Genomic DNA, 23,020 nt, shown 5'->3' on the forward strand with positions numbered 1-23,020 from the left:
TCCTTATTATTTAAACATGCTGCGGATAATTTTTTCCCATTCTTCTGTCTTTGCAGGCGGCTCCAGCAATTCTACTTCTCTTGGATTTGGTTCCGGAGCTACCGGTGTGGTTGCATCTATAATCATCTTCGTATGCATACCTGCGGGTACAGAAGATGGATCCAGAGGCATACCCGGGCAGTTAGGAATAATAGCCACATCTTTGTCTGGTTTTACTCTAGTGGTCAATGCCCACATTACCTGCTCTAAATTAAATGGATCTACAAATTCGTCTACTACAATTACAACCTTGGAGTAAGGCATTCCATGAGGTGTGGACAAGAGACGGAAAGCAACGCCTTTTCCGTATCCGCCGTAACGGCATTTTGTGGAAATGATAACCCCCATGCCGTGGGTATACATAGCATTTACAGCTACAACCTCAGGGATACTTTCTTTAATCTGTTTGTAGAGAGGTACGGATGTATTCAGAGCCATCAGGTAATCAATCTCTGTCCACGGAATTCCCAGATACAGGTTTTCGAAAATAGGATTTGTCCTGTGGGTAACTCTCTCAATACGCACTACACACTGCTGACGGCAGCCGGAGTAGGATCCCGGGAATTCTCCGAAGGGGCCTTCTACCTCACGTACACGCGGTTCAATGTATCCTTCCAGAACCACCTCTGAGCCGGCAGGAACGTACAGATGATCATATAAATCTGACTTAACAATATCCGTAGGAACGCCGTCCTGCAGAGCGCCAACAAATTCATACTCATTCTGGGTATATCCAATCGGTGTGGAGGCCATGAATGTAACTAATGGGCTGTTTCCAAGTGTAATAGCGATTGGAAGTTTTTCATTCTTCCTCTCAGCCTTTTCCAGCTGAACTGCGATATCATGGAATGCCAGTGCCTGGATTCCCACACGGTCCTTATCTTTAACCTGGATGCGGTATGTACCTACATTCATCTTGTCAAAGTTCCCTGGCTCTTCCGGATCTGCTGTAACAACAGATGCTTTGGAAAGGAAAAATCCGGAGTCCTGGTCATTAATTCTGTAGAGCGGAAGAATCTCGAACAGGTTGATGTCCTTATCCACTACGTTCTCTTTACAGGGAGCTTCTTCTCTGGAAACAATATTGGGCTCTACCGGGAACTTATCCCATCTGCGGTTCAGTTCAAAGAACTGCTCCTTTGTGGGGGTATCCTTTGGCATGCCTAACATTAACGCATGATTCGCCCAGGAACCATGAACGTTTGTCACTACGGAATATTTGTAACCGTTTACCTTTTCAAATAAAACTGCAGGACCATTCTTGATGTTAGCGGCTGCACGGCCAGCAGAAGCGATATCCGGCTCCGGCATAACCTCATCTTTGATACGGACTAACTGTCCTTCTTCTTCCAGAGTCTCTAAAAAACTCCTTAAATCCTTGTAAACTTTAGCCACTTCAATTCCTCCTTTTACCTATTTTTTGTGCACTTTTTATTTCTATACTTTTTAGCTGTGCACTTTTTCACTCTTTTGACGACACTCTAAGTATATCACCAGAGGTTTTTGTGCACAATTCACTTTCATCACCTGGCCATTCCAAAACGGAATTGCCTAATTAGACAATAAATAGAAATAATCACTTAAAATAGCAAAAAGCAGTGGAAATTTCCAGGGAAAGCTGTAAAATAGAAAGGATAAGATATATGTATACTACCTTTACATATATAGAAAGAATGGGGGAATGGAAGATGACAATTGCTCAGGTTAAGAATTTTTTAGCGATTTTGGAATTTGGGGGATTCTCTGCCGCCGCTGATGAGATGTATATTTCTCAGTCATCTTTGTCAAAACAGATCAAGGCTTTGGAAACAGAACTGGGATTGGAGCTATTTGTCCGCTCCAACAATAAAGTCTCTCTGACACCGGCGGGAGAAATCTATTTAAAATACGCACAGAAATTTAACCGTACCTACACAGAATTGATGACAAAAATGTCCTATCTGCAGAAAGATGCGGCTTCAGAGACCGTCTACTTCGGGACTCTCCCGCTGATGCAGGATTATCACATTGCCCAGCAGCTTGCTACTTTTCAGGACGCCATGCATACCATACAGATTAACATTACCGAGGCAAATCAATCCGAGCTTCTCAAACTCCTTGATAACGGAAAAATTGATCTTTCTATCCTGCGGCTGAATTATCTTGTTTCGGATCAATACCAGTACTGTCCCATTCAGGAAGACAAATTTACCCTTGTCTGCTCCAAAAAAAATGGACAAAAGCTAAAAGGGCGTCCCCTGACGCTGAATGAACTCAGAGAATCTCCATTTGTTGTTCTGAGTCATGAGTCCGATATTTACCACCTCTGCCTGGATCAGTTCGCAAGGGCAGGGTTTCAGCCTAACATTGCCTTTACCACTTCAAGGCACCTCTATCTTTTGAATATGGTAGACGCAGGGCTCGGATTTACCATACTTCCCAAAGATATGGTGAATACAGAACTCTTTCCCAATCTGGAGTGTATACCATTCGAGGAAGCGATGACAACAACCATTGGGATCGTGAAGCTGAAACATGGGGAAATCTCACATCAGGCAGATCTTCTGTATCATTATTTCATCGATACGGGACTTACACCTACCAGAGGTTAAACGCTAAAAAGGGGACGTGTTCTTTCTAGAAAGAACACGTCCCAAAATAGGTTTGGGGTGTCCCAGATTGGAACTGCCCTGTCCCCTTTTATATTCTCTTTACCACTTCCGGAGCACAGATCAGAAACCACGGTGTATATTTCTGTGGATTCTCCCTCATATCCTGCAGTAGTTCTTCTTTCTCCACCCACGCTGCCTCTTCTGCCTCCTCGGGATTCAGCTCAAAGGTTCCTCTGTATTCACCGATGATTACATGATCGTATTCAAACTCTGTCACCCCGTAAGGAAAACTGTAATAGTACACAAAGGAATGGATCTCCTCCAAATCCCCTGCTGTAATTTTCATTTCCTCCCAGAGTCTTCGCCTGGCGGCTTCCAGGGTTTCCTCTCCCGGACGGGGATGGGAGCAGCAGGTGTTCGTCCAGAGTCCTCCGCAGTGGTATTTGTCTTTTGCTCTTTTTTGCAGCAGGATTCTGCCGTCTCTGTGCAGGAAGACGGAAAACGCCCTGTGAAGATTCGGTGATGCGTGGGCCTCGCTTTTGTTCATCTCCCCAATGGGGTTATCTTTATAATCTACTACTATTACCTTCGGTTCCATACTGTCTCTCCTCCCATATCTTTTTCTTGATTATATGATATGGTTTCAGGAAACACAATCCTTTTTTCCGCTGTGGGAAAAATACCGGGAGAATCCGGCTTCCTCTACCCTTTTTTGAATCAAAGCCGTATCTGTGGTATAAAGCCCTTTCTCCTTCATCCTCTGGAAATAAAAGGATCCGGAAAATGTATATTTTCTCTCCATCCCCTCCGGGGTATCCATTTCTTGCTTTACATAAGAAATGATATCGCCGATTGCCAGCGTATCAGGCAGTATAATCTGCTGCTTACCCTGTATTCTCCTTACACAGTTATGCCCTGCCAGAACGCCTGTTACGATGGCCTCTGTATGTCCAACAAGAAGGCCTGATTTTTCTCCGGCACAATAGAGATTATCAACCCCCTCTACGTTCAGTGTATTGTCCCTTGGAGCCATAGCAAAGTAACGCATTGAATTTCCTTTTCCCCCCGCATAAGGATCTTCATATCTGGCATTCTCAAACCCCGGAATCTTCTGCAGCTTTTCCAGCGGAAAGTAAGGCGTCATCAGCTTTCCGTGCCCTGTATCCAATAGTACCAGATTTTCCCGAAACTCCGGAAGCGCGTACTGCTGGCAAGATTTTTTCTCAAGATGATCCTCTACCAGTTCTGGGGGAACGGGCACAACAGCGACCCCATCTCTTCCAAGGCGCTCCTGTATCTCCAAAGAAAGGGATTCTTTATAAAGCTTACAGGAACCGCTCATAGAGCCCACAGCCCCTCCTGGCCTTCGTCCCATCTTCTCCTGTACTCCGGCCAGACTGGTAAGGGATACTCTCCCTCCAAAACTTGGACAGCGAAGAATGCACATAGCGCATCCATTGCCGTATTTGCTGCAATTGTTCATTGGCCCGGCAGTTCCTGTTGCATCTACAAATCCGTCCCCGCTGTAGCAATTCCCTTCCGCATCCGTAACGTTTATCATCCGCCTGTCCTTCATCTGTGCATGGAGAACCCTGCTTTTAGTATAAATATGAATCCCCATCTCTTTTAAAAAACGAAATACTGCCCCCGATATCTTTCCGATATCATATAAGTCCCCGTGCTCATGCCCCGGAAAGCTGATATGCTTGTGCTTCAGGTTCTCTTCAATCACCTGGAAAAGTTCACCCCCTCCCATGGCAATCATTTCCTCTGCCGCTGTAAATCTTCCGTTATTGCGCATGATTCCCCCTACCAAACCGGTTCCCAGGAGCATGTCTGTCCGCTCCAGGAGAGTTACATCCGCTCCTTCTTTTTTGGCCTGAACAGCCGCGGCGCATCCAGACCATCCGCCCCCGGCGATGATTACTCTATCCATATCTTTTCTCCTCCTGTTACTTATCATGGTACGCCGTTATAAGAAAAGATATTCCCTCCTGCCCTGAAAATCAGAGCTGTTCCAGGGCTTCGATTAGAATATCCACCATTTCCTCTGTACTGGCCCAGCTTGTGCAGATACGCATAGCGCTTCTCTCCTCGTCTACTTTCTCCCAGAAAGAAAGATTAAACTCTTTCTCCAGTTTTTTTATCTGATCCTTTGTGAAAATGGGAAAGATCTGGTTTGTTGTTGTCTCAAATAGAAAGGAAAATCCCAGCCTGACACAGGCCTCTCGTATCTTGTCTGCCATCTCATTGGCGTGCCGTGCGATCTCAAAATAGACTCTGTCCTGAAACAGTGCGACAAATTGAATCCCCAAGAGGCGCCCTTTTGCCAGCATACCGCCTTTTTGTTTTATAAGATAGCGAAAATCCTCTCGAAGAAGTGGATTAGCAATAACCAGTGCCTCCCCAAAAAGTGCCCCCTGCTTGGTGCCCCCGATATAAAAAATGTCACACAGTCTTGCAAGATCCGGGAGACTTAAGGTATTGCCTTTTGCACACAGGCCATATCCCAGTCTGGCCCCGTCCAGATAGAGAATCAGACCGCATCTGCGGCAGACGCTGCTGATCTCCTCTAGTTCATTTAAGGAGTACAGCGTCCCGTATTCTGTAGGATAAGAAATATATACCATCTTGGGCTGAACCATATGTTCATGTACCTCGTCCTCCCAGTGTCCTCTCCACACTTCTTCTATCTGCTCTCCAGATATCTTACCCGCCTTTGAGGGGACTGGGATCACCCTGTGCCCGCAGGCCTCGATTGCTCCAGTCTCATGTACCTGAATGTGCCCGCTGTCAGGACAGATCACACCCTGATGAGGTCTCAGGACAGAAGAAATTGCCGTTGTATTAGTCTGAGTACCTCCTACCAAAAAATGAACTTCTGCTTCTGGTGCATGACACTGTTCTAAAATCAGCTCCCGTGCCCTCTCACAGTAAGGATCCAACCCATACCCTACTGTCTGCTCCATGTTGGTTTCCTCCAGCATATGCAAAATAGACGGATGCGCGCCTTCATTGTAATCACAGTTAAAATAAATCACCGTTTTTGCCTCCCGTACAGTTTTCTTTTTTCTGCTCCTATGATTATAACAGAATTGCACCGCAGATCCAATCAGCATACGTAATTGCATCCCCCAGTAGAGTGTAGTAGAATGAGGGTATGATGGAATCATTCCATAACAATTAGGGAGGTTATTCTATGGCTATTGCAGGAATCGATCTTGGGACCACTAATTCCCTGATCAGCATATACAAAGACGGTCATTGTGTCTTGATACCTAATCAATTTCACAAAACACTCACCCCCTCCGTAGTATCTCTTGATGAAAAAGGAGAGCTTCTGGTGGGTCAGATTGCCAGGGAACGTCTCATTACACATCCGGAACGTACTGCTTTCAGTTTTAAACGTCTCATGGGACAAAAGGAGAGCTGCCATCTGGGAGAAAAAACATATCTTCCGGAGGAGCTAAGCGCCTTTGTGATCCGACAGCTTCTCAAGGATGCTGAAGCCTATCTTGGAGAGGCAGTGGAAGAAGTGGTAATCAGTGTTCCCGCTTATTTTACAGATGAACAGCGGGTGGCCACAAAACGAGCCGGAGCTCTGGCCGGTGTCAAAGCAGAGCGAATCATCAACGAACCCAGTGCTGCCGCTCTGGCTGCCAGAATTGAAAAGGGAATTGAAGACGCTGTCTTTCTAGTCTTTGACTTCGGAGGGGGAACTCTGGATGTCTCCGTGGTGGACAGCTTTGAGAATGTCATCGAAATACTGGCTGTATCCGGGGACAACCATCTGGGAGGAGATGATTTCCAGGATATACTTATGGAGGATTTCTGCAGTGAACATCATTTAGTACAGGACAAACTGGGAGATCAGAGAGCTGCTCTGCTGAGAAAGCAGGCCCTGCAGTGCAAGCACACCCTCACCGTTCAGGATGAGGCTGAGATGGTTCTGACGGTTGACGGACAGGAATACCGTTCCTCCTACACGAACCAAAAGCTCCTGGATATCAGCGGCGCTCTTTTCATCAGAATCCAGGAAGTCCTGAGACGGGCCATATTGGACAGTAACTGCGGCATCGATGATATCAGTCAGGTAATTATGGTGGGCGGCTCCAGCAAAATGCCTGTAGTACAGGGATTTTTGGAACATTTATTCGGATGTAAGCCTTTGACAGATGTACACTGTGACGAAACTGTTGCCAGAGGATGTGCCCTGGCGGCGGCTATGAAGGAACGCAGGGAAGATATCAAAGAGCTCCTGCTCACCGATATCTGCCCCTTCTCCATAGGCACAGACATCATTAACGAACGGAATTCCCGGGAACCCTTGTTTCAACCGGTCATAGAACGCAATTCCACCCTGCCCTGCTCAAAAAAAAGGATATTTTATACTGCCCGGGATTACCAGGGTTCTGTCAGATTCAATATTTACCAGGGCGATTCCTACTACGCCAAAGATAACCGGAAGCTGTCTGAACTGAAGCTGTCCGTCCCCCTAAAAAAACAAGGTGAGATATCTATCGAGGTTCGCTTTACTTACGATATCAACGGAATCCTACAGGTGGAGGCTTATGTGCCCATGACCCACAGACTGGTACAGAAGGAGATCATCAACAAAGACAGCTATATGAGTGAAGAACAGATTGAGAAACGGAGAAAAGAACTGAATAGATTAAAAATAGATCCTGCAGAACAGGCAGAAAATAAAATGCTTCTGGCCAGAGGGGAACGGCTCTTTGTAGAGTGCACCAATGAACGGCGGGAATACCTCCGCCGCTCTCTGGAGTCTTTCCAGTATACCCTGGCACACGCCTCCAGACGCCAGATAAGGTATGCCAGACTACAGCTGAAAGAGACTCTTGATGCTTTGGAAACTGCAGATCCCTTCCTGTATCTTTATGAGGAGGAGGAAGACTTTGAAATAGATGAGGATGCATATGAGGAGGGAGAAGAGTGAAAAATTCTTTTGAAATCCTGGAGATTCTGCCCACCACAGACATCCGTCAGATAAAAAAAGCTTATGCCAGACTGGCTTCCATATACCACCCGGAGGAATTCCCCAAGGAATTCCAGGAGCTTCATGAGGCCTATGAAGAAGCTCTGCGTATTGCCAAAGAGGGAACGGCATCCGAAGGGACTCCCTCCTTTTCCTCTGCCGCCTGGGATGCTGCTCCTTCCTCCCAGTCCCGAAGCCGCAGGGATTTTTCTTCCCGTTCACATGCGGCGTCCTCCGGCTCCCCAGAGACGGAGGGCGGGCAGCCCTACCATTTTCACAAACTGCAGGGGGAAGAAGAGCCCTCGGAGGAGAACCCGGAGGATTCCTATGATTATCAGCGGTTATTTGAGCAGGAAAAATTCATTCAGCAGCAGAAAATTGCTGAGCTGACTGAAAAGGCTCTCTCCCAGGCCCGTGCCCTTATGGAAGACGGAAAAACCCGAAACAATCTGAAAGCCTGGTCCGCTTTTCTCACCGGCAGAGACTTTGTCCGTCTGAGAGAAGAGCCCATCTTTTTAGATGCATACGCAGACTTTCTGGAGATGTGCCGTCAGATGAAACGTCCCATCTGGAAGCTCCATGACAAAGCCTTCCAGCTCTCCCGGTACCAGAAACCGCCTCGTGGTGCTCATGAAAAGCTTTACCAGGTACTGGATTCCCGGTACCAGGGAGTTAAGTTTCGGGCTATGGAGAATTCCCTTCTTCTGACCGCAATCTCCCTCGTCCTGGCCGCCGGCATCTTCCTGGGCCGTACTGCCACCGAAGCAGGAAGCGGAGTCCCCATCCCCATCGTCGGCGGAATCCTTCTCGCGGGTTTCACCATCTTTTTTGTAAGTGTCCGCAAACGGCTGAAAACCGCTTATAAGCATGCCCTCTTTGCAGCGCTGCTGCTGCTGATTGGAATCTTCAGCCTCGCAGGAAATCAGGTGGAAGTGGGCGTCATGAGAAATGAGGAACTGGCCAACGTGTCTTACGGGATACTGTGTTTTGGGTTTTTATATGGGATTGTAGCGGGGATTTGCTCCCTCATTACATGGATCAGAGGTAAAGCCTCTAGATAATCTCCAGCGCAATCTTCATCATATCCTGAAACGTTGTCTGCCTCTCTTCCGGCGTGCAGGCCTCCCCCGTCACCAGGGAGTCGCTTACTGTCATAAGCGTCAGCGCCTCCACTCCATGCTTTGCCGCCAGTGAATACAGCTCGCAGGTTTCCATATCCACAGCCGCCACACCGTAATTAGCCATCAGCTGTGTCTTTTCCTTAATCCTGTCATCGTAAAACTTATCACTGGTGAATACATTTCTGACCACCGCCGGCATCCCCTCTTTTGCTGCCAGCTGGTAGGCAGCGTCCAAAAGGGAAAAGCTGGCTGTGGGCGCAAAGGAAATAGTTCCGAAGCGGTCATGATTCATATTAGAATCAGTGCAGGCTCCCAAAGCAATTACCACGTCTTTTAATTTAATATCCGGATGAATGCTTCCGCAGGTTCCCACACGAATCAGACGCTTTGCACCGTAAAATTCCATCAATTCATTGGCATAGATGGACATGGACGGCATTCCCATACCTGTGCCCTGCACAGAAACCCTTTTTCCCTTATAGGTTCCGGTAAAGCCATACATACCTCTCACTTCATTGTAGCAGACAGGGTTTTCCAGAAAATTCTCAGCAATAAATTTTGCTCTCAGAGGATCTCCCGGGAGAAGGACCTTGTCTGCAATATCTCCGGGGTTGGCTGCGTTATGTGGTGTACTCATAAGATTCCCTCCTTTTTCAGCTGCTCAGCCATCTGCTCCAAAGCCTGTTCAAAAGTTCCCTCCAGAATAGGCATGGACGAGGAGAACATCAGATTGATTGGATAGTTAAAATTCTCTACATCATTTCCATAGATATCTTTGTTATTCTTATCTTCCCCATAGTGAGGAATCCGTTTTCTCATAATTTCTGTACTGTCCATATAGCCGAAGCATCGCTTGCCCAGCTGCCAGGCCATACCGCACTCAAAAGAGGTATCGCTGTTAGGTTCCCAGCCATGGAAATCATTCAGATTTGCCAGAATGATGTCGCAGTTGCGCACATGCTGCTGCCAGCGGTCAAAGTCATTGTAAGCCTGGAGATAAGGATCCCCGCTGATGATCCGCTCCACGCCGGGAGCGTCATCTGCAGGGGTAAACACCTGCAATCCATAGGACTCACAGAGAGCTTTTCTTTTTTCGTACAGAAGCTCTGCATCACTGTCATAGCGTTCCGGTCCGGCAAGATAAACCACTGGTTTTTCCTGCTTTTCCAAGGTGGGGCCGGGTACAAAGGCCTCTTTTTTCCTGCCGCGGATCACAGAGTCCTTCTGTTCCTCATGTATATCCAGCCTCAGCTGCTTCAGGCAGTCACTGTAATCGCCCTCAATCACCCTGCAGGAAGCCATCACACAGGGGGAGAAGGGAAGATCCTGATAGGGGAGCACTCTGCCGTCGTGGTCATATACCACTCCGTCTTTGAGTACCGCGAGGGGGTATTTGTGAACCATATTTCTCAAATCTCTGGTATATCCGTAGCAGCGGATTCCTCTGGCATAGGCCATACCGATCTCATAGATACTGCCTCCGTCCGGTTCACACCCCCGAAAGGTTTCCAGATCTGCTATTATCACGGTTGACGCATTCATACTTTTGGCGCAGTTCTCAAAAATCTCGTCTGCATTCTTTCTCAGGTCCTCATGTTCCAGATTCAAAGGATTATCGTTGGGAAGGGTAACCTCAAATCCATAATACTCAGACTCCTTGCGCATCGCCCCAAGAGAATCGTATCCATTTACATAAAAGCACTCAGGTCCGGCAATGTAGATTGCCTCCCCATTAAACATTTCATACTGATGCATGGTCTCCTCCTATTTCAGTACCAGTTCCAGCAAAAGCTTAAGGAACCTTCCGCAGTCTGCCTTACAGCCTACCTGGATCAAAGGCAGGTGCTCCCATACAAAATGGTGGCGTCTGTCAATTACCGTCATTCCCAGTGTAAGCCCGTCTTTTGTCTCCACTCCTACATGCGCTTCCATGGTTTCCACGAGAGTAGGATCAATCGCATAGGCAACCGCCATACAGTCTATCACTGTACAGTAGGCGTCAAAACCTCTGTTTCGGATAAAATGAATGGCATTGAGAAGGAACTTTGCCTCTTTTTTATCACTCTCTTCCATTTTTTTCAGGTCATCATCGCTAAAGTCCACGTCAAAATGGGTAGCAACATCCAGTCCAAGGGCTACTAATTTTACGCCTGAATTATATACCAGGTCGGCGGCCTCGGGATCAACGTATACATTCCACTCGCTCTGGGGCGTATCCCCCGTAGCGTTTAAGAATGCATACTTGTTCAGTCCGAATGAGCCGGAGATTGCATAGATTGCCGGTATCATCTCCTTGATTTCCGGAGCCTTTATCATAGCAAGGGCGATATTGCTCATAGGCGCAGTGGAAATGATGTACACTTCATTCGGATTCTCTTTTATGATCTTTATCATAAGATCCACAGCATCAAGCTCACTCAATGGCATGGCAGGCGCCGGGAGGTGATTCTCCGCCTGTCCGTCAGTTCCGTGGGTAAAAGGATCCTTCGGGCAGTCTCTGATAATAGGCTTTGCCAGTCCTCTTGCAACAGGAATGTCTGTACGCTCCAGCAGTTCCAATGTTTTTCTGGCATTGACACAGGTGACATCTACCGGGTAGTTTCCGTTAACTGTAGTTACCGCCATGAGCTGCAGATCCGGAGATTTTGCCGCCATTACAATTGCCATGGAATCGTCCATACCTGGATCGCAGTCTAATATAATCTTTTTCATACCGCACCTCTTTCTTTTTTATTCATTTTACAGACGCGTAAGCGGCTGTTATCTTCTCTTTCCTGAACCAGTTCTATACATCTGGCTGTATTTTTATAAAAAACTCTCTCTTTCTGGGACCGTCGAATTCCAGAAAGTACAGATGCTGGGATCCGCCGATGAGCGGTTTTCCTTCGTGAATGATAAATCCGTCGGATACCCCCAAGAGAGCAGACTTGATATGTCCCGCAGCATCCTGAGGAGTATCGTGCTGGTGTTTAAAGTCAATTCTGGTGGGAACCAGCCTGCGGATTTCCTCGTCCAGATCCACAAAGCCATCCGGATCCCAGGGAGAAAATACAGCCAGTCCTGCCGTTGAATGAGGATTGTATACCAGACAGGTGCCCTCCTGCACGCCGCTCTCTTCTACCGCCTGAATTAACTGTTCTGTAATATCATGAACCCCGTTGTATACTGTCTCTAATTTATAATTCTTAAGCATATGCCATCCCCCTATCTCACAATAATCTCGCTGTTTTTCACTCCTGCGCCTCCTTCTGCAAAGGACCAGTCTCCCTCGCAGCCCCGGCCGTACTTCTCGCCTATCATCTCTGAAATATAACCGGCCAGCAGGCAGACAGGCGCAAACTGGGTCAGAGGCATATTTAGGGGATATTTGGGGGCGGGCACTTGTACATAAGTTCCCTCTTCCCCGTTGAAATCCTCCTTGGTTCCATCCGTAACGACAAGAAGCGGACGTTTCAGGACATTGGCATAGTGCACCATCTCTTTGGTTCTGCTGAGTCCCGGATTCGTCGTATTGCCCACTACAACGGTTCCCAGATTCTTGGCATCCCTGGCAAAGAAATTGAGATGGAACCATTCCTCAGAATTTATATGCATAGCCACCTTTCCTGTAGCTTCCAGCATCTTAGCCCAGCCAAACCACGCAGCTGCATAATCGAATCCGGCTCCCACAAAATCATAATAGGGCAAGTCCTTCCACTCTTCAGCTGCCTTCTCACAGGTGCTTTCCATCTGAGGCAGCAGCTTTCTCAGAGCCTCCCCCTGTGCCCTCATGTCATAGCGGTAGTCCATAGCCTGATCCATAGTATACCTGCCCCTCACCTCTCCAAAGCGGATGGCCAGAAGAAGAAGTGACATCACACTTACCATATAGCTTCTGGTTCCCGGCGCACCCTCAAATTCCGGGATGTTCAGTTTTAAAATTTTGTCGGAATGCATGCCCAGAGGGGATTCTTCATTTCCTGTGACACCCAGAACATAACAGCCGTGGAGTCTGGCGCGCTGTACGGCCTCTGCCACCCTGGCTCCTGTTCCGGAATTGCTCACCGCAATTACCAGGGGATTTCTGCAGTCAACCCCCATATGCTTTTCACAGTAATAGCGGCTCAGATCAATGGCTGTCACCACCTCTGTGGGAATTCCTGTGAGCATCTCAAAGATTGGTTTTGCTGCCAGAGATGCTGCATAGGAGTCCCCGCATCCTGTAAGAACAATTCTCTGTATATTGAATATCTCCTGGAAGCTCAGAACAAGCCTTGCTTTTTCTTCTAAATCGTCATATTGTGTCTCAATCAGATCCGGCAGGCTGAATACCTGACGGCTCATTGGATTGTCATATTTACTCATACATTTCTCCCTTATTTCTTCACTAACAGTCAGTTACTTTGTATCCTGTTACCACAGTGTAGGATTCCAGTTTTTCTTTCCGGCAGCTTTCTTTTTCTCATCCATCTGCCGGAGCACTGCGCATCCTTCCAGAGCAATATCAATGGCATAATTGTGCCCTGCTCCCTCAGAGAAGGTTTCGCCCGTACAAAGGTTATCTGCTACGGAACAAACAGAACCGCCTCTGCGGCCGAATAATGCCGACAGGGTAACAATAGCAGCAGATTCTCTGTCCCCGTTCAGAACCCCGGCACGGTTGTAAATCCCCGCAGTTTCTATATTCCACGGCTGCAGGTATCCTCCCACACCCGGACGGCCGCCGCCCACAAAATCACTGTCCACAGACAGGGTTACGCCCACATGGTAGGGTGCTTTTAACGCCTCCGCCGCAGCGGCCATGGCATTAATTACCTCATAGTGGCTGGCAGCCGGGTATGCAGCGGGAATATATGCCTTAGTCATACCTTCTTCCCGCACCACACCGCTGGCAATCACCACATCACCGGGATGTACCTGGTCTCCTAAGCCTCCGGAACCTCCGACTCTGAGAAAGGTAGAGGCATCTGTATATTCCATGAAATCATAGAGAATTAATTCCATCTCCGGAGAACCGCTTCCGCCGCTTACAACAGTTATACGGGCGCCTTTGTATGTGCCGGAATATGTAGTAAACATTCCGGAATTGCCGATTAGCTCCGCATTTTCCAGGCGGTCTGCAATTTTCTTTGCCGGATCCTCGTCATAGGCGCACAGAGGATCCCTTACGGTAATTAAAACGAAATCTCCTACCTTTGTATGATCAATCTGGGTAAGCGCAGGACGGCCCTTTATCACCAGGCCCTTTTCCGGTACATTTTTATAGTACTCATACTGTTCATGTATCCGCTGAATAGATGGTTTTTTACGAATATCGTCACTTAACATGTCAGTTCCTCCATGGATTTTAATAGCCGGAGTGCTTCCTCTTGTTCCTCTTTTTGAATTCTTTTAGGCACTCCGTACTGAGATATACACATAGCGGCAGAAATACTGCCCATTCTTCCACATTCTGCCGGGGAATACCCCTGGCAGTATCCACATAAGACAGCCCCCGAGGAGCTGTTGCCTCCGCCTGTAGGATCCATTACCTTTACCCCCTGGCAGGAAGGTACCTCCACAGCCTCTTTTGGAGTAATCATGACAGCCCCCCTAGCTCCCTGGCGCAGAAATACAAGCTTCAGATTCCAAGACTGAAATTCCTGTATTATATCTTCTTTCCTCTCCAGGCCGAGAAGCGCCCTGGCTTCTGTCATATTAATTGACAGAATATCCAGGCGGGATGCGATCTCCCTGACATGCTCCTTTTTCTCCAGGCAGGTGGCGTCATTGGCGATTTCCCACATTACAGCCGCAGGAGATTCCTTCTTCATCACCAAAATCTTCTCCCAGAAATCCGGGCTGTCATTTTTAAAAATATAGATTCCTTTAGAGGCAGAAAAATAAGGTTTCAAATCCTCCGGTGTAATTTCTATCTTTTTGTAATGGTCCGGTCCGTACAGAGGAGTCTCAGTCCGTTCTCCGTCTTCAAAGTACTGAATGACGGTATGAGGGGTTTTCTCATCTTTTACAAGCAGCCCCTCCATGGAGATCTTGTTTGTTTCATACCATTCTCCGTAGATCTCCCGGTAGTCAGCGCCTACCCCCGTTGCCAGAAGAACGCTGTCACTCCACAGCTTCATGCCGCACAGGGCATAGATTCCGGCACCTCCGGCCACCTTTTCCACTGTTTTTCCGTCTGAAAAACGAATCTCGTCTGTCACTGCAGTTGATGCAACTATATAATCCACGTCTGCACCCCCTACTCTGAGATAATCAGGCTGTCACAGGTCATGGTTCCCCTGGATATCACAAAGCCTGCCCCGCCGCAGGTATAGGTATCGTCCTCAGCAGTCAGGATCGTCTCATTGTTCACACTGAGAGACAGCTGGTTTTTATGAGCAGAGAATTTTAACGCATACCCCAGATCCTCTTCATAAGCATAGGGCGCGGTGCCCAGTACCGTTCTTTGGCCGTCCTTCTGCATATAGATCACCGCTTCCTTTTTGTTCTGAAGCACAGCCCCGTAATAGCGGCGGTGCCCAACGCTTCTTACTACCAGTCCGCCGGACTGGTGCAGGGCAAAATGGAGGGTGGATGCTGCCGTATAGTCCTCCCACTCCCGGCTTCCAATGGTCACCAGGCCGTCGTCCTCTACGTTTGAGACACAGTACGTATACTTAAAGTCTGCGGCAAACTGTACGGCAGAGCTTGCAAACCCAGCCAGCCACAGGGGATTCGTATTCCAGATGGAAGTCATAAGCATTCCCCGCTGGGCAAACCTGGACGGAGCGCCCTTCCAATCGATGGAGTGAAGAATTACATGTCCGTCAAACCGCTTTTCGCTGGAAATCTCATATCCCAGTTTAAAGATAGACATCCCTTGGGTATCAGGAACTGTCCAGGAGAAGGTATTCACTGCTTTTGTGACAACTACGGGATCCCCGTAGATCACCTGCTCCACATTATCAATATCATAGTATAATATATAAGGGCGGAGACTTACCTCACCCTCTTCCATAAGGCTCACAGAGGTAACCACTTTCTGGGAGGAATACAGGGTGGGGGAGGCCACCGTAGAGAAGTTGGCAGCCAGCTTTGAAAAGTCAATAAAGGTCTGGGTGGACACATCCGCTGTCACCCCGTCAGCCACATGTCTGCAGCCGATAACCAGTCCGTTCCTGCCCTCAGAAAATTCATTGTAATTGCAAAGCTCCACCGGTGCCATAGCCCCATGGGCAAAGGTGCAGGGTGCAAATCCCTGGAGGGATCCGGGGAATTCAAAGGTAAACCGCTCAGAAGAAATCTCAGCCTCCTCCCCTGCCAGCATAGCAGCTGCTTTCAGAATTCTCTTACTTTCAATCACTGCATCGGTCACCACAGAGCCGCCGTCGGAGGTCACTACATACATTAGATCAGCCACCGGTGTTCTGAAATCAGCCCCCGCGTTGATGCCGGCAAGACCCAGACGGATTCCGTTAAATGCCCCTACATTGCCCGCATTGCAGTCGGTATCCCAGGCCGCGGAGGAGGCAATGCTGATGGATTTCTGGAAATCGTCTCCTCCCAGAAGGATAGAGGCAATCACCATGGCATGATTAGGCACCATATGGCAGCAGCCGGGGAAGACCTCATAGCCATATTTGGGATTCAGATACTCCCGCACAGCTCTCCAGTCGGATTCCCTGCTGCAGATCTCCCGCACATCGCGGATGATTGCGATAAGCTGTTCATTGGACAGGTACGTTTCTGCCCGATCCAGCAGAACATTCAGATCCTTTTCCGTAAATGCCATAGCTTCCAGAGCTGCCAGATGACAGGCAGCCTCTACCGCAATCCCGTCATGGCTGACACTGGCGGCTTTTCTCACCAGTTCCACCGCAAGATCCGGATTATCCGGGCAGGCCATAGCAATGGCATCAATAAATATTTGTGCCCCGATCTGCTCTGCCAGCGTTCTCCCGTTTGTCTCTATGGAACCGCTCTGGGGAGCCTCCATGCCGTTTTTCAGGTTCAGATATGCCGTATGCTCTGTGGAGCGGCCAAGGCCTCCCCACCAGAGAATGGTTTTATTTTCAATAATATAGTTCAGCCAGGTATCTCCAAATGCCTTTGCCGGAAGATTCTTGTCGTATCCGTTATCCTCCAGGGCCCGGAAAAATCCGAAGGTTCCTGATATATCGTCATCTGCTACGATCAGGGGAACGCCTACTTCCTTGTGTACATAATATTTGATATCCCCGAAGGTATCCTGAATCTTTTCGTAACTCCAGCCTTCTACCGGGCGCCCCAGGTATACACCGATAAGCTTGCCCAGAACACCGGAGTAGATCTGGTTTCTGAATTGGGTAACAGCCATTTTTATTCTCCTTTTACTCTTGTTATCTCAAATCTGTCTGCTAGAATCGCACCGTAATCCACCACAAATCCGGCGCCCCCGCAGGTATAAGCACTATCCCGCCCGGACACTGCCTCCTTCCCGTCTACATACAGGGTAAGGGTATCGTTATTCACGGTGAACTTCATATTATAGATGTGATCCACGCCTGATTCAAAGTCAAAGCTTTCACTGGCAACGGGAGTCCTCTCCCCGTCTTTCTGCCGATAGATTACGGCCTGTCCGTTGGTAAGCACCGCACCGTAATATCTTCTGTGGCCTTTTGCTCTTGCCACAAGACCTGCGGCATCCTGCTGGCCCAGAGTCAGTGCAGAGCTCACAGAATAATTATCCCAGTCCAGGGTACCCGTGGTGACCACTCCGTTATGACCGCTGTGAGAGATAGAAAAGGTGGTTGTGTAATCCGGGCAATAGCAGTCCGCAGAGGATACAAAGGTAGCCAGCCAGGAAGTCTTGGTTGTCCACGGCGTCAGGGACGGCGTCATTTCCATAGAACGCCCCATACAATAGCGTACGGGAACATTGGACCAGTCCAGAGTTTTCAGGATAATGCTTCCGCTCACACACTCCTGACTGGTCAGGGTAATGCCCAGACGGTAGATGGCATGTCCCTCTGTATCCGGCACTTCCCAGGTCAGAAGATTCTCTCCCTTTTCCAGTGCAAACCCGTCGCTCTTAAGCACCTCCAGTTCATCTTCTTCATTAAAATATTCTATAAAAAACCGGAAGTCAGGATTCTGTGCATCCTCTGCCTTTACAGAGGCCGAAACAGTCTGACCGCTGTACAGTGTGGGGGAACATAATACATCAAAATAGCTGGTGCCGTCCTTCCCCTTTGGTTTCAAATCCACAAAAGTATCCACGCAGGCAGAGGCGTGCACCCCTGCACCCAGTCTCTCGTAAGAGAGTCTGCATCCGTATTCTCCGTCAGACTCAAAGGTGTTCTCGATTCTGGTGAGCACCTGTTCTTCCGTTTCCTTGTCATAAGGGATAATGCCCTGCACGGAACCCGGATATTCGAATGCCATTCTTTCCCTCGGCAGACGAATCTCTTCTCCGTTCAGTGCAGCCGCTGCCTTTACAATCTTACGTGTTTCTAAAACAGCATCGGAGATGCAGGAACCGCCGTCACTGGTTACGATATACATCCGATCTGCGACTGCCTTTCTCAGATCGTTACCTTTCTGAAATCCCTTAAGTCCCAGACGGATCCCGTTCAGACAGCCTACATTTCCGGAATTGCAGTCCGTATCCCATCCGGAGCTGCAGGCAATCATGCAGGATTTGTGGAAGTCATCACCCCCCATAAGCAGTGCCATTAAGACAACCAGATGATTGGTAATCATGGGACAATTCCCCGGATATTTTTCGTATCCGTGGTTTTCTGCGATCCACCGGCGCACCTGATGCCAGTCATCTGTCCCGGCGCACTGGGCGCGCAGTTCCTGTACCAGCTCTTTGAACTCCCGGTTGTCCACATACTCCATTGCGCCGTCCAGCAGCGCATCTATGTTCTTCTCCTCAAACGCCATGGACTCCATCACTGCCAGATAAACTGCTGCGTCAATGGCAACTCCCCCGTGGCTTACACTGGCTGCGGCCTTAGCCATTCTTGCCGTGCGCTCCGGATTTCCGGGATTGGCCAGAGCCCAGGTGTCAATAAAAATCTCTGAGCCGATCTGTTCGGCCATACTTCTCCCGTTTAGTTCCACTGAACCGCTTTTAGGAGCTTTTATTCCGTTTTTCAGCCGGAGATATGCGGTATGCTCCGTACTCCTGGCAAGCCCTCCCCACCAGAGAATGGTTTGGTTCTCTATAATATAATTCAGCCAGGTATCCCCGATGGCTTCCGCCGTAAGCTCAGGATCATAGCCGTTATCTTCCAGACTTCTGAAGAACGCAAAGGTTCCTGAGATATCATCATCCGGAACAATCAGGGGAGCTCCTGTTTTATGATTCTTATAATAGTAGATCTCCCCAAAGTGCTTCTGGATCTTTTCATAAGTCCATCCCTCCACGGGACGTCCCAGATAGACTCCGATCATCTTCCCCAAAACACCTGCGTAGATGTCCTCTTTGATTCTATTTATTTCCATATAGTCTTTCCTCCCAATAAAGTAAGTATCATTATCCTTTTACCGCTCCGCTTACCATACCGTCTACAAAGTACTTCTGTGCACACAAGAAGAAGATAACGATAGGTGCGATTAAGATTACCGCCGACGCCATTAAAATGGACATATTAGAACCATAGCTTCCGTTCATTGCCAGGAATCCCAGAGTAGCTGTAAAGTTCTTCTCTCCCTGCAGGAAGGTAGAAGAGATCAGATACTCGTTCCAGGACTGCAGCCCTACCAATACCCCTACTGTGATCAGTCCGGGGGATACCACAGGCCGCATTACATGCCAGATTACCTGGGCGGTATTCGCCCCGTCGATTCTGGCCGCCTCCTCCAGATCCCTTGGAACATTCAGAAAGAAGGTCCTCATCAGAAATACGGACAGCGGCATATAAACTGCTGCAAGTATCATACTGGTTGCCGGAATGTTTCCTATTAAATTAAATCTTGCATACACATAGTACAGCGGAAACAGGAACAGCTGGATGGGCACTGTCATAGCCATCATAAAATACATGAGAATTCCGCCGCTTCCTTTAATTCTCTTGCCTGACAGTACATAACCTGCCAGTGTAGAGCACACTAAGATGATTAAAATAGTACATCCGGACAGCTTGACACTATTGATAAAACCTTTGGCAAATTTTCCGGTTTCCCACGCCTGTATATAGTTCTCCAGGTGGATGACCTGGGACAGGGCAAGGGGATTCCTTACAATATCTGCATTCTCTTTAAAGCTGTTGATCACTACCAGAGCGATAGGGAACAGACAGATAAAAACGAGAATCAGCAGGACTGCGTGTATGATAAAATTAGATGCAACTCGTTTCTTTTTAGATGTAACAGCCATAATATCCCTCCTACTGCATTTCTTCCTTGCGGCTTAATCTGGCATAGATTCCTGATGCGATTAATCCGAAGAAGCTCATAAACAAACCTACCGCTGCTGCCTTTCCTACCTGCATAGAGCTGAAGGCATAGGAATATGCGTACGTACCCAACACTTCTGTGGAATGTGCCGGGCCTCCTCCGGTTAACAGCTTGACATAGTCAAAGGCCAGGAAGGAACCGATCACGATCATAACAAACATCAGGCTTACGGTTGCCTTAATATTCGGCATATAGATATACCGGAACAGCTGCCAGGCATTGCATCCGTCGATCCTGGCGGCTTCCACCTGATCCGTGGGGGTCTGGCGAAGTGCTGCCAGATATATGACCGTGAGATAACTCCAGTAATGCCAGATGTCTACACCGGCGCAGGCGTAGATGGCTGATTTCATACTGGCCAGAGGAGAACTGATATCAAATCCAAGCCCTTTAAAATAGGCAACCAGACCAACCACAGGGCTGAAGATAATGTTCAGCCACAGCATTGCGTTCACCGCGGGCGCCAGCACATAGGGAATCAGAAATGCTACCTGATAAATACTTCTGGTTTTCTTGCGGCTCAGCAGCAGCATTGCAGCCAGCATACCGATACAGACAGGTATTGTAACAAACATTACGGTCCATATAACGTTATTTCGGATGGATATGAAAAAGATTTTATCGTGAAATAACTCTTTAAAATTTTCAAATCCTATAAAATTGATATTAGGGGAGATGCCGTTCCAATCCGTAAAGGAAGAAATAATGGTTAAAATACCCGGCACCAGGATAATGGAAACACTGATCAACAGCGCAGGCGCTATTAATAAGTAATTCCAGTTAAACTTTTTTCTGCTCATGACTCAGCCTCCTTGTTTTCTCTTGCTCCTTCTGAAAGTTATGTACTGCCCTTCCTGTTCTCTCCAGGACAACGCTCACCGGACACCCTGGGCTGTCCGCCGGGCGCTGTCCTGGAAACGTTTAGAAACATCGGGCCGGTATGTTCACAAACATACCGGCCTCGGTTATCGTTTCCTGATGGAATTACTGAATGCCTGCTGGTTTCGGAATTGGGGGAACCAGGCCTTTTTCGAATTCGGCTGCAAACTCTTTATCCATGTTGTCAAGATAATCCGTTACTGATATTGTGTCATACCATACGTCTTCGATATTGACAATTGCCTGCTGAGTTGCTGCTGGGAAGAACACGTTGTCGTAGAAACCAAAGTTTCCTGCATTTACGGCACCGGAAATATTCTGTACTACGTCAACGAAAGATTTGGAAAGGTATCCCATGTTGCTGGTATCCACAGTTGTTAAATCTTTCAGAGGAGTTCCCCAGTATCCTGGCCATGCTTCTGTCATTTCCTGCATGAATTCCGGCTGCATCATCATATCAATAATTTTAGCAGCTTCATCTTTATGTTCCTGGCTCACATTTGCATTGATTGACAGCGTACATGCGGCACCTAAGGTATATGTCTCGTCAGGAACCTGCTCTGTGGCCGGGAATGGAATGAATGCGATATTTTCTTCTTTGTCATCTGTAAAGAAAGAGGCTGCCCACTGGAATGCGATAGATGGCCCAATGAAGAACGGAGATTTTTCGTCAGCTAATAACTGTAAGGATTCGCTGAAGTTTAAGTTTACATAATCTTCTCCTGCCAGATAGCCTTTGTCCCACCATTCTTTTGATTTTTCAATAGCGGCCTGCACATTAGGATTGTTCCACTTTTCCTCTCCTGTTAAGCATTTGTAAACAGTATCTGGTCCCGCAATGTGTGTCAGGAACAGAGAACCGTAGTTTTCGTTAACAGGCTTCCAGCCTTTGTTTCCAGTTACAGATGCGTACAGCCCCTTTTCCAGAGCCTGATCCATAACGCTTTCCAGCTCTTCGATGGTGGTAGGTACTTCCCATCCGTTATCTTCCAATACTTTCTTATTATAGAATACACCCATAGTGCTGACACCGTTTACCAGGCTGTACAGCTTGCCGTCCACCGTACCTGATTCATAGTATGGCTGAAGGATTCTGTCTTTCCATCCGTATTCCTCTGCGTAAGCGTCCATAGCTTCCAGTTTGCCGGCTTCTACCAAAGGCATGACAAAGGACGGGCCTGAGCCGTATACAATATCCGGCCCCTGATTTGCTGCAAGGGCTGTGGACATATCTGTGTCTACAGAAGGCCTGAACTCAATCACCAGCTGGTATTTGTCCTGAGAAGCATTGTACTTATCAGCCAGAATCTTCTGCATTGCCTCCTGTGCATAGGGCTCTGCGCCCCAGAACCATAAGTTAATTTCTTCTCTGTCTTTCATATTCGGGTCAGATTTTGTTACGGTACCGTCTTCTGCGTCAGCGGACTCTTCTCCTTTTGCATCGTCCTCTGTCTTTTTGTCATCGTCAGATGAACCTGTGGATACGGAGCATCCGGTGAGCATGCTGCCAATCATTGCCAGTGACAGTAACATAGCAATCATTTTTCTCTTCATTACTTCTTCCTCCTTTTTTCGTTCCCGCGGGGAACATAAACTTTGGTAAATGTTTGGTAAAAAAGTGATAAATTTAACTATATTTTCATTATAGCAGTTTATCACTTTTTGTCAATATGGAATCTTATTTTCCTTTATTTTCGTAATTATTTCACAAATTTTAAGGGTAATAATGGGTAATTATTAATTTATAATGAGGTATATCCATATCTTTTGGGTAAACCGTCCCAGCTGCATTGATAAACTATTGATAAAATAATTATTTTTACCATAATATTTATCATTTTTCCGACATTTTATCAAATCATATATTCAGCGCCAAACTGCCCGGGCAAACGTTGCCCCACCGGCAAACTTTCACATGTGCTTAAAGCCATACTCCAGAGTCTAACAATATAAAAAAGCCATGAAAAATACCATAAGGAGAGGCTTCA

At 47.7% G+C, this 23,020-nt stretch carries 19 protein-coding genes; 3 read left to right on the forward strand and 16 right to left on the reverse strand.

Translation table 11 applies throughout. From position 1 onward, the window contains the following. Positions 1-6: 6 nt before the first annotated feature. Positions 7-1,434, reverse strand: coding sequence for a non-oxidative hydroxyarylic acid decarboxylases subunit C (locus BUA56_RS03390; RefSeq protein ID WP_072848989.1), 1,428 nt, complete (start codon positions 1,432-1,434; stop codon positions 7-9). 248 nt (positions 1,435-1,682) lie between these two features. Between BUA56_RS03390 and BUA56_RS03395 the strand changes: the two genes are divergently transcribed. Beyond that, the gene (locus BUA56_RS03395) at positions 1,683-2,630 is read left to right on the forward strand and encodes a LysR family transcriptional regulator (RefSeq protein WP_072848991.1); all 948 of its coding nucleotides are present in this window, start codon (positions 1,683-1,685) and stop codon (positions 2,628-2,630) included. A gap of 88 nt (positions 2,631-2,718) precedes the next feature. Here BUA56_RS03395 and idi read toward each other — a convergent pair whose 3' ends face one another. The 3 genes from idi to BUA56_RS03410 form a co-directional block, all read right to left on the reverse strand. After that, positions 2,719-3,228, reverse strand: coding sequence for an isopentenyl-diphosphate Delta-isomerase (gene idi / locus BUA56_RS03400; RefSeq protein ID WP_072848993.1), 510 nt, complete (start codon positions 3,226-3,228; stop codon positions 2,719-2,721). A 45-nt stretch (positions 3,229-3,273) separates the two neighbouring features. Next, positions 3,274-4,566, reverse strand: a complete 1,293-nt coding sequence (locus tag BUA56_RS03405; protein ID WP_072848995.1) for an FAD-dependent oxidoreductase — start codon at positions 4,564-4,566, stop codon at positions 3,274-3,276. Positions 4,567-4,636: 70 nt separating this feature from the next. Then, a complete protein-coding gene (locus BUA56_RS03410) occupies positions 4,637-5,671 on the reverse strand; it encodes a threonine aldolase family protein (RefSeq protein WP_072849353.1) in 1,035 nt (344 codons plus the stop codon). Between the two features lie 158 nt (positions 5,672-5,829). Between BUA56_RS03410 and BUA56_RS03415 the strand changes: the two genes are divergently transcribed. Further along, positions 5,830-7,587, forward strand: coding sequence for an Hsp70 family protein (locus tag BUA56_RS03415; protein WP_072848997.1), 1,758 nt, complete (start codon positions 5,830-5,832; stop codon positions 7,585-7,587). Next, positions 7,584-8,687: a J domain-containing protein gene (locus BUA56_RS03420; protein ID WP_072848999.1), complete on the forward strand. Its 1,104-nt coding sequence runs from the start codon at positions 7,584-7,586 to the stop codon at positions 8,685-8,687. The genes BUA56_RS03415 and BUA56_RS03420 overlap by 4 nt, the downstream gene beginning before the upstream one ends. Here the strand turns inward: BUA56_RS03420 and deoD are convergent. From deoD to BUA56_RS03480, 12 genes are all read right to left on the reverse strand, one after another. Continuing rightward, complete coding sequence (gene deoD, locus BUA56_RS03425; RefSeq protein ID WP_072849001.1) at positions 8,680-9,384, reverse strand: purine-nucleoside phosphorylase; 705 nt, start codon at positions 9,382-9,384, stop codon at positions 8,680-8,682. The genes BUA56_RS03420 and deoD overlap by 8 nt on opposite strands. After that, complete coding sequence (locus BUA56_RS03430; protein WP_242946717.1) at positions 9,381-10,502, reverse strand: nucleoside 2-deoxyribosyltransferase; 1,122 nt, start codon at positions 10,500-10,502, stop codon at positions 9,381-9,383. The genes deoD and BUA56_RS03430 overlap by 4 nt, the downstream gene beginning before the upstream one ends. A 9-nt stretch (positions 10,503-10,511) precedes the next feature. Further along, complete coding sequence (locus tag BUA56_RS03435) at positions 10,512-11,459, reverse strand: nucleoside hydrolase (RefSeq protein ID WP_072849003.1); 948 nt, start codon at positions 11,457-11,459, stop codon at positions 10,512-10,514. 73 nt (positions 11,460-11,532) lie between these two features. Next, on the reverse strand, positions 11,533-11,940 hold the full coding sequence (locus BUA56_RS03440; protein WP_072849004.1) for a secondary thiamine-phosphate synthase enzyme YjbQ: 408 nt from the start codon (positions 11,938-11,940) through the stop codon (positions 11,533-11,535). 11 nt (positions 11,941-11,951) lie between these two features. Then, entirely contained in the window at positions 11,952-13,091 is a 1,140-nt protein-coding gene (locus tag BUA56_RS03445; RefSeq protein ID WP_103710969.1) for an SIS domain-containing protein, read from the reverse strand. Positions 13,092-13,139: 48 nt separating this feature from the next. Next, a complete protein-coding gene (locus tag BUA56_RS03450; protein ID WP_072849009.1) occupies positions 13,140-14,054 on the reverse strand; it encodes a phosphorylase family protein in 915 nt (304 codons plus the stop codon). Then, entirely contained in the window at positions 14,048-14,956 is a 909-nt protein-coding gene (locus BUA56_RS03455; protein WP_072849011.1) for a carbohydrate kinase family protein, read from the reverse strand. The genes BUA56_RS03450 and BUA56_RS03455 overlap by 7 nt, the downstream gene beginning before the upstream one ends. Before the next feature lie 11 nt (positions 14,957-14,967). Then, on the reverse strand, positions 14,968-17,064 hold the full coding sequence (locus tag BUA56_RS03460) for an ADP-ribosylglycohydrolase family protein (protein ID WP_072849013.1): 2,097 nt from the start codon (positions 17,062-17,064) through the stop codon (positions 14,968-14,970). A gap of 2 nt (positions 17,065-17,066) precedes the next feature. After that, positions 17,067-19,199: an ADP-ribosylglycohydrolase family protein gene (locus BUA56_RS03465; RefSeq protein WP_072849015.1), complete on the reverse strand. Its 2,133-nt coding sequence runs from the start codon at positions 19,197-19,199 to the stop codon at positions 17,067-17,069. A gap of 31 nt (positions 19,200-19,230) precedes the next feature. Further along, positions 19,231-20,073: a carbohydrate ABC transporter permease gene (locus tag BUA56_RS03470; RefSeq protein ID WP_072849017.1), complete on the reverse strand. Its 843-nt coding sequence runs from the start codon at positions 20,071-20,073 to the stop codon at positions 19,231-19,233. A gap of 10 nt (positions 20,074-20,083) precedes the next feature. Further along, positions 20,084-20,953, reverse strand: a complete 870-nt coding sequence (locus BUA56_RS03475; RefSeq protein ID WP_072849019.1) for a carbohydrate ABC transporter permease — start codon at positions 20,951-20,953, stop codon at positions 20,084-20,086. A gap of 184 nt (positions 20,954-21,137) precedes the next feature. Next, complete coding sequence (locus BUA56_RS03480) at positions 21,138-22,586, reverse strand: ABC transporter substrate-binding protein (RefSeq protein ID WP_072849021.1); 1,449 nt, start codon at positions 22,584-22,586, stop codon at positions 21,138-21,140. Positions 22,587-23,020: the final 434 nt, after the last annotated feature.

This window comes from Lactonifactor longoviformis DSM 17459 (assembly GCF_900129135.1).
In the GTDB taxonomy this organism is placed as follows: Bacteria; Bacillota; Clostridia; order Lachnospirales; family Lachnospiraceae; genus Lactonifactor; species Lactonifactor longoviformis.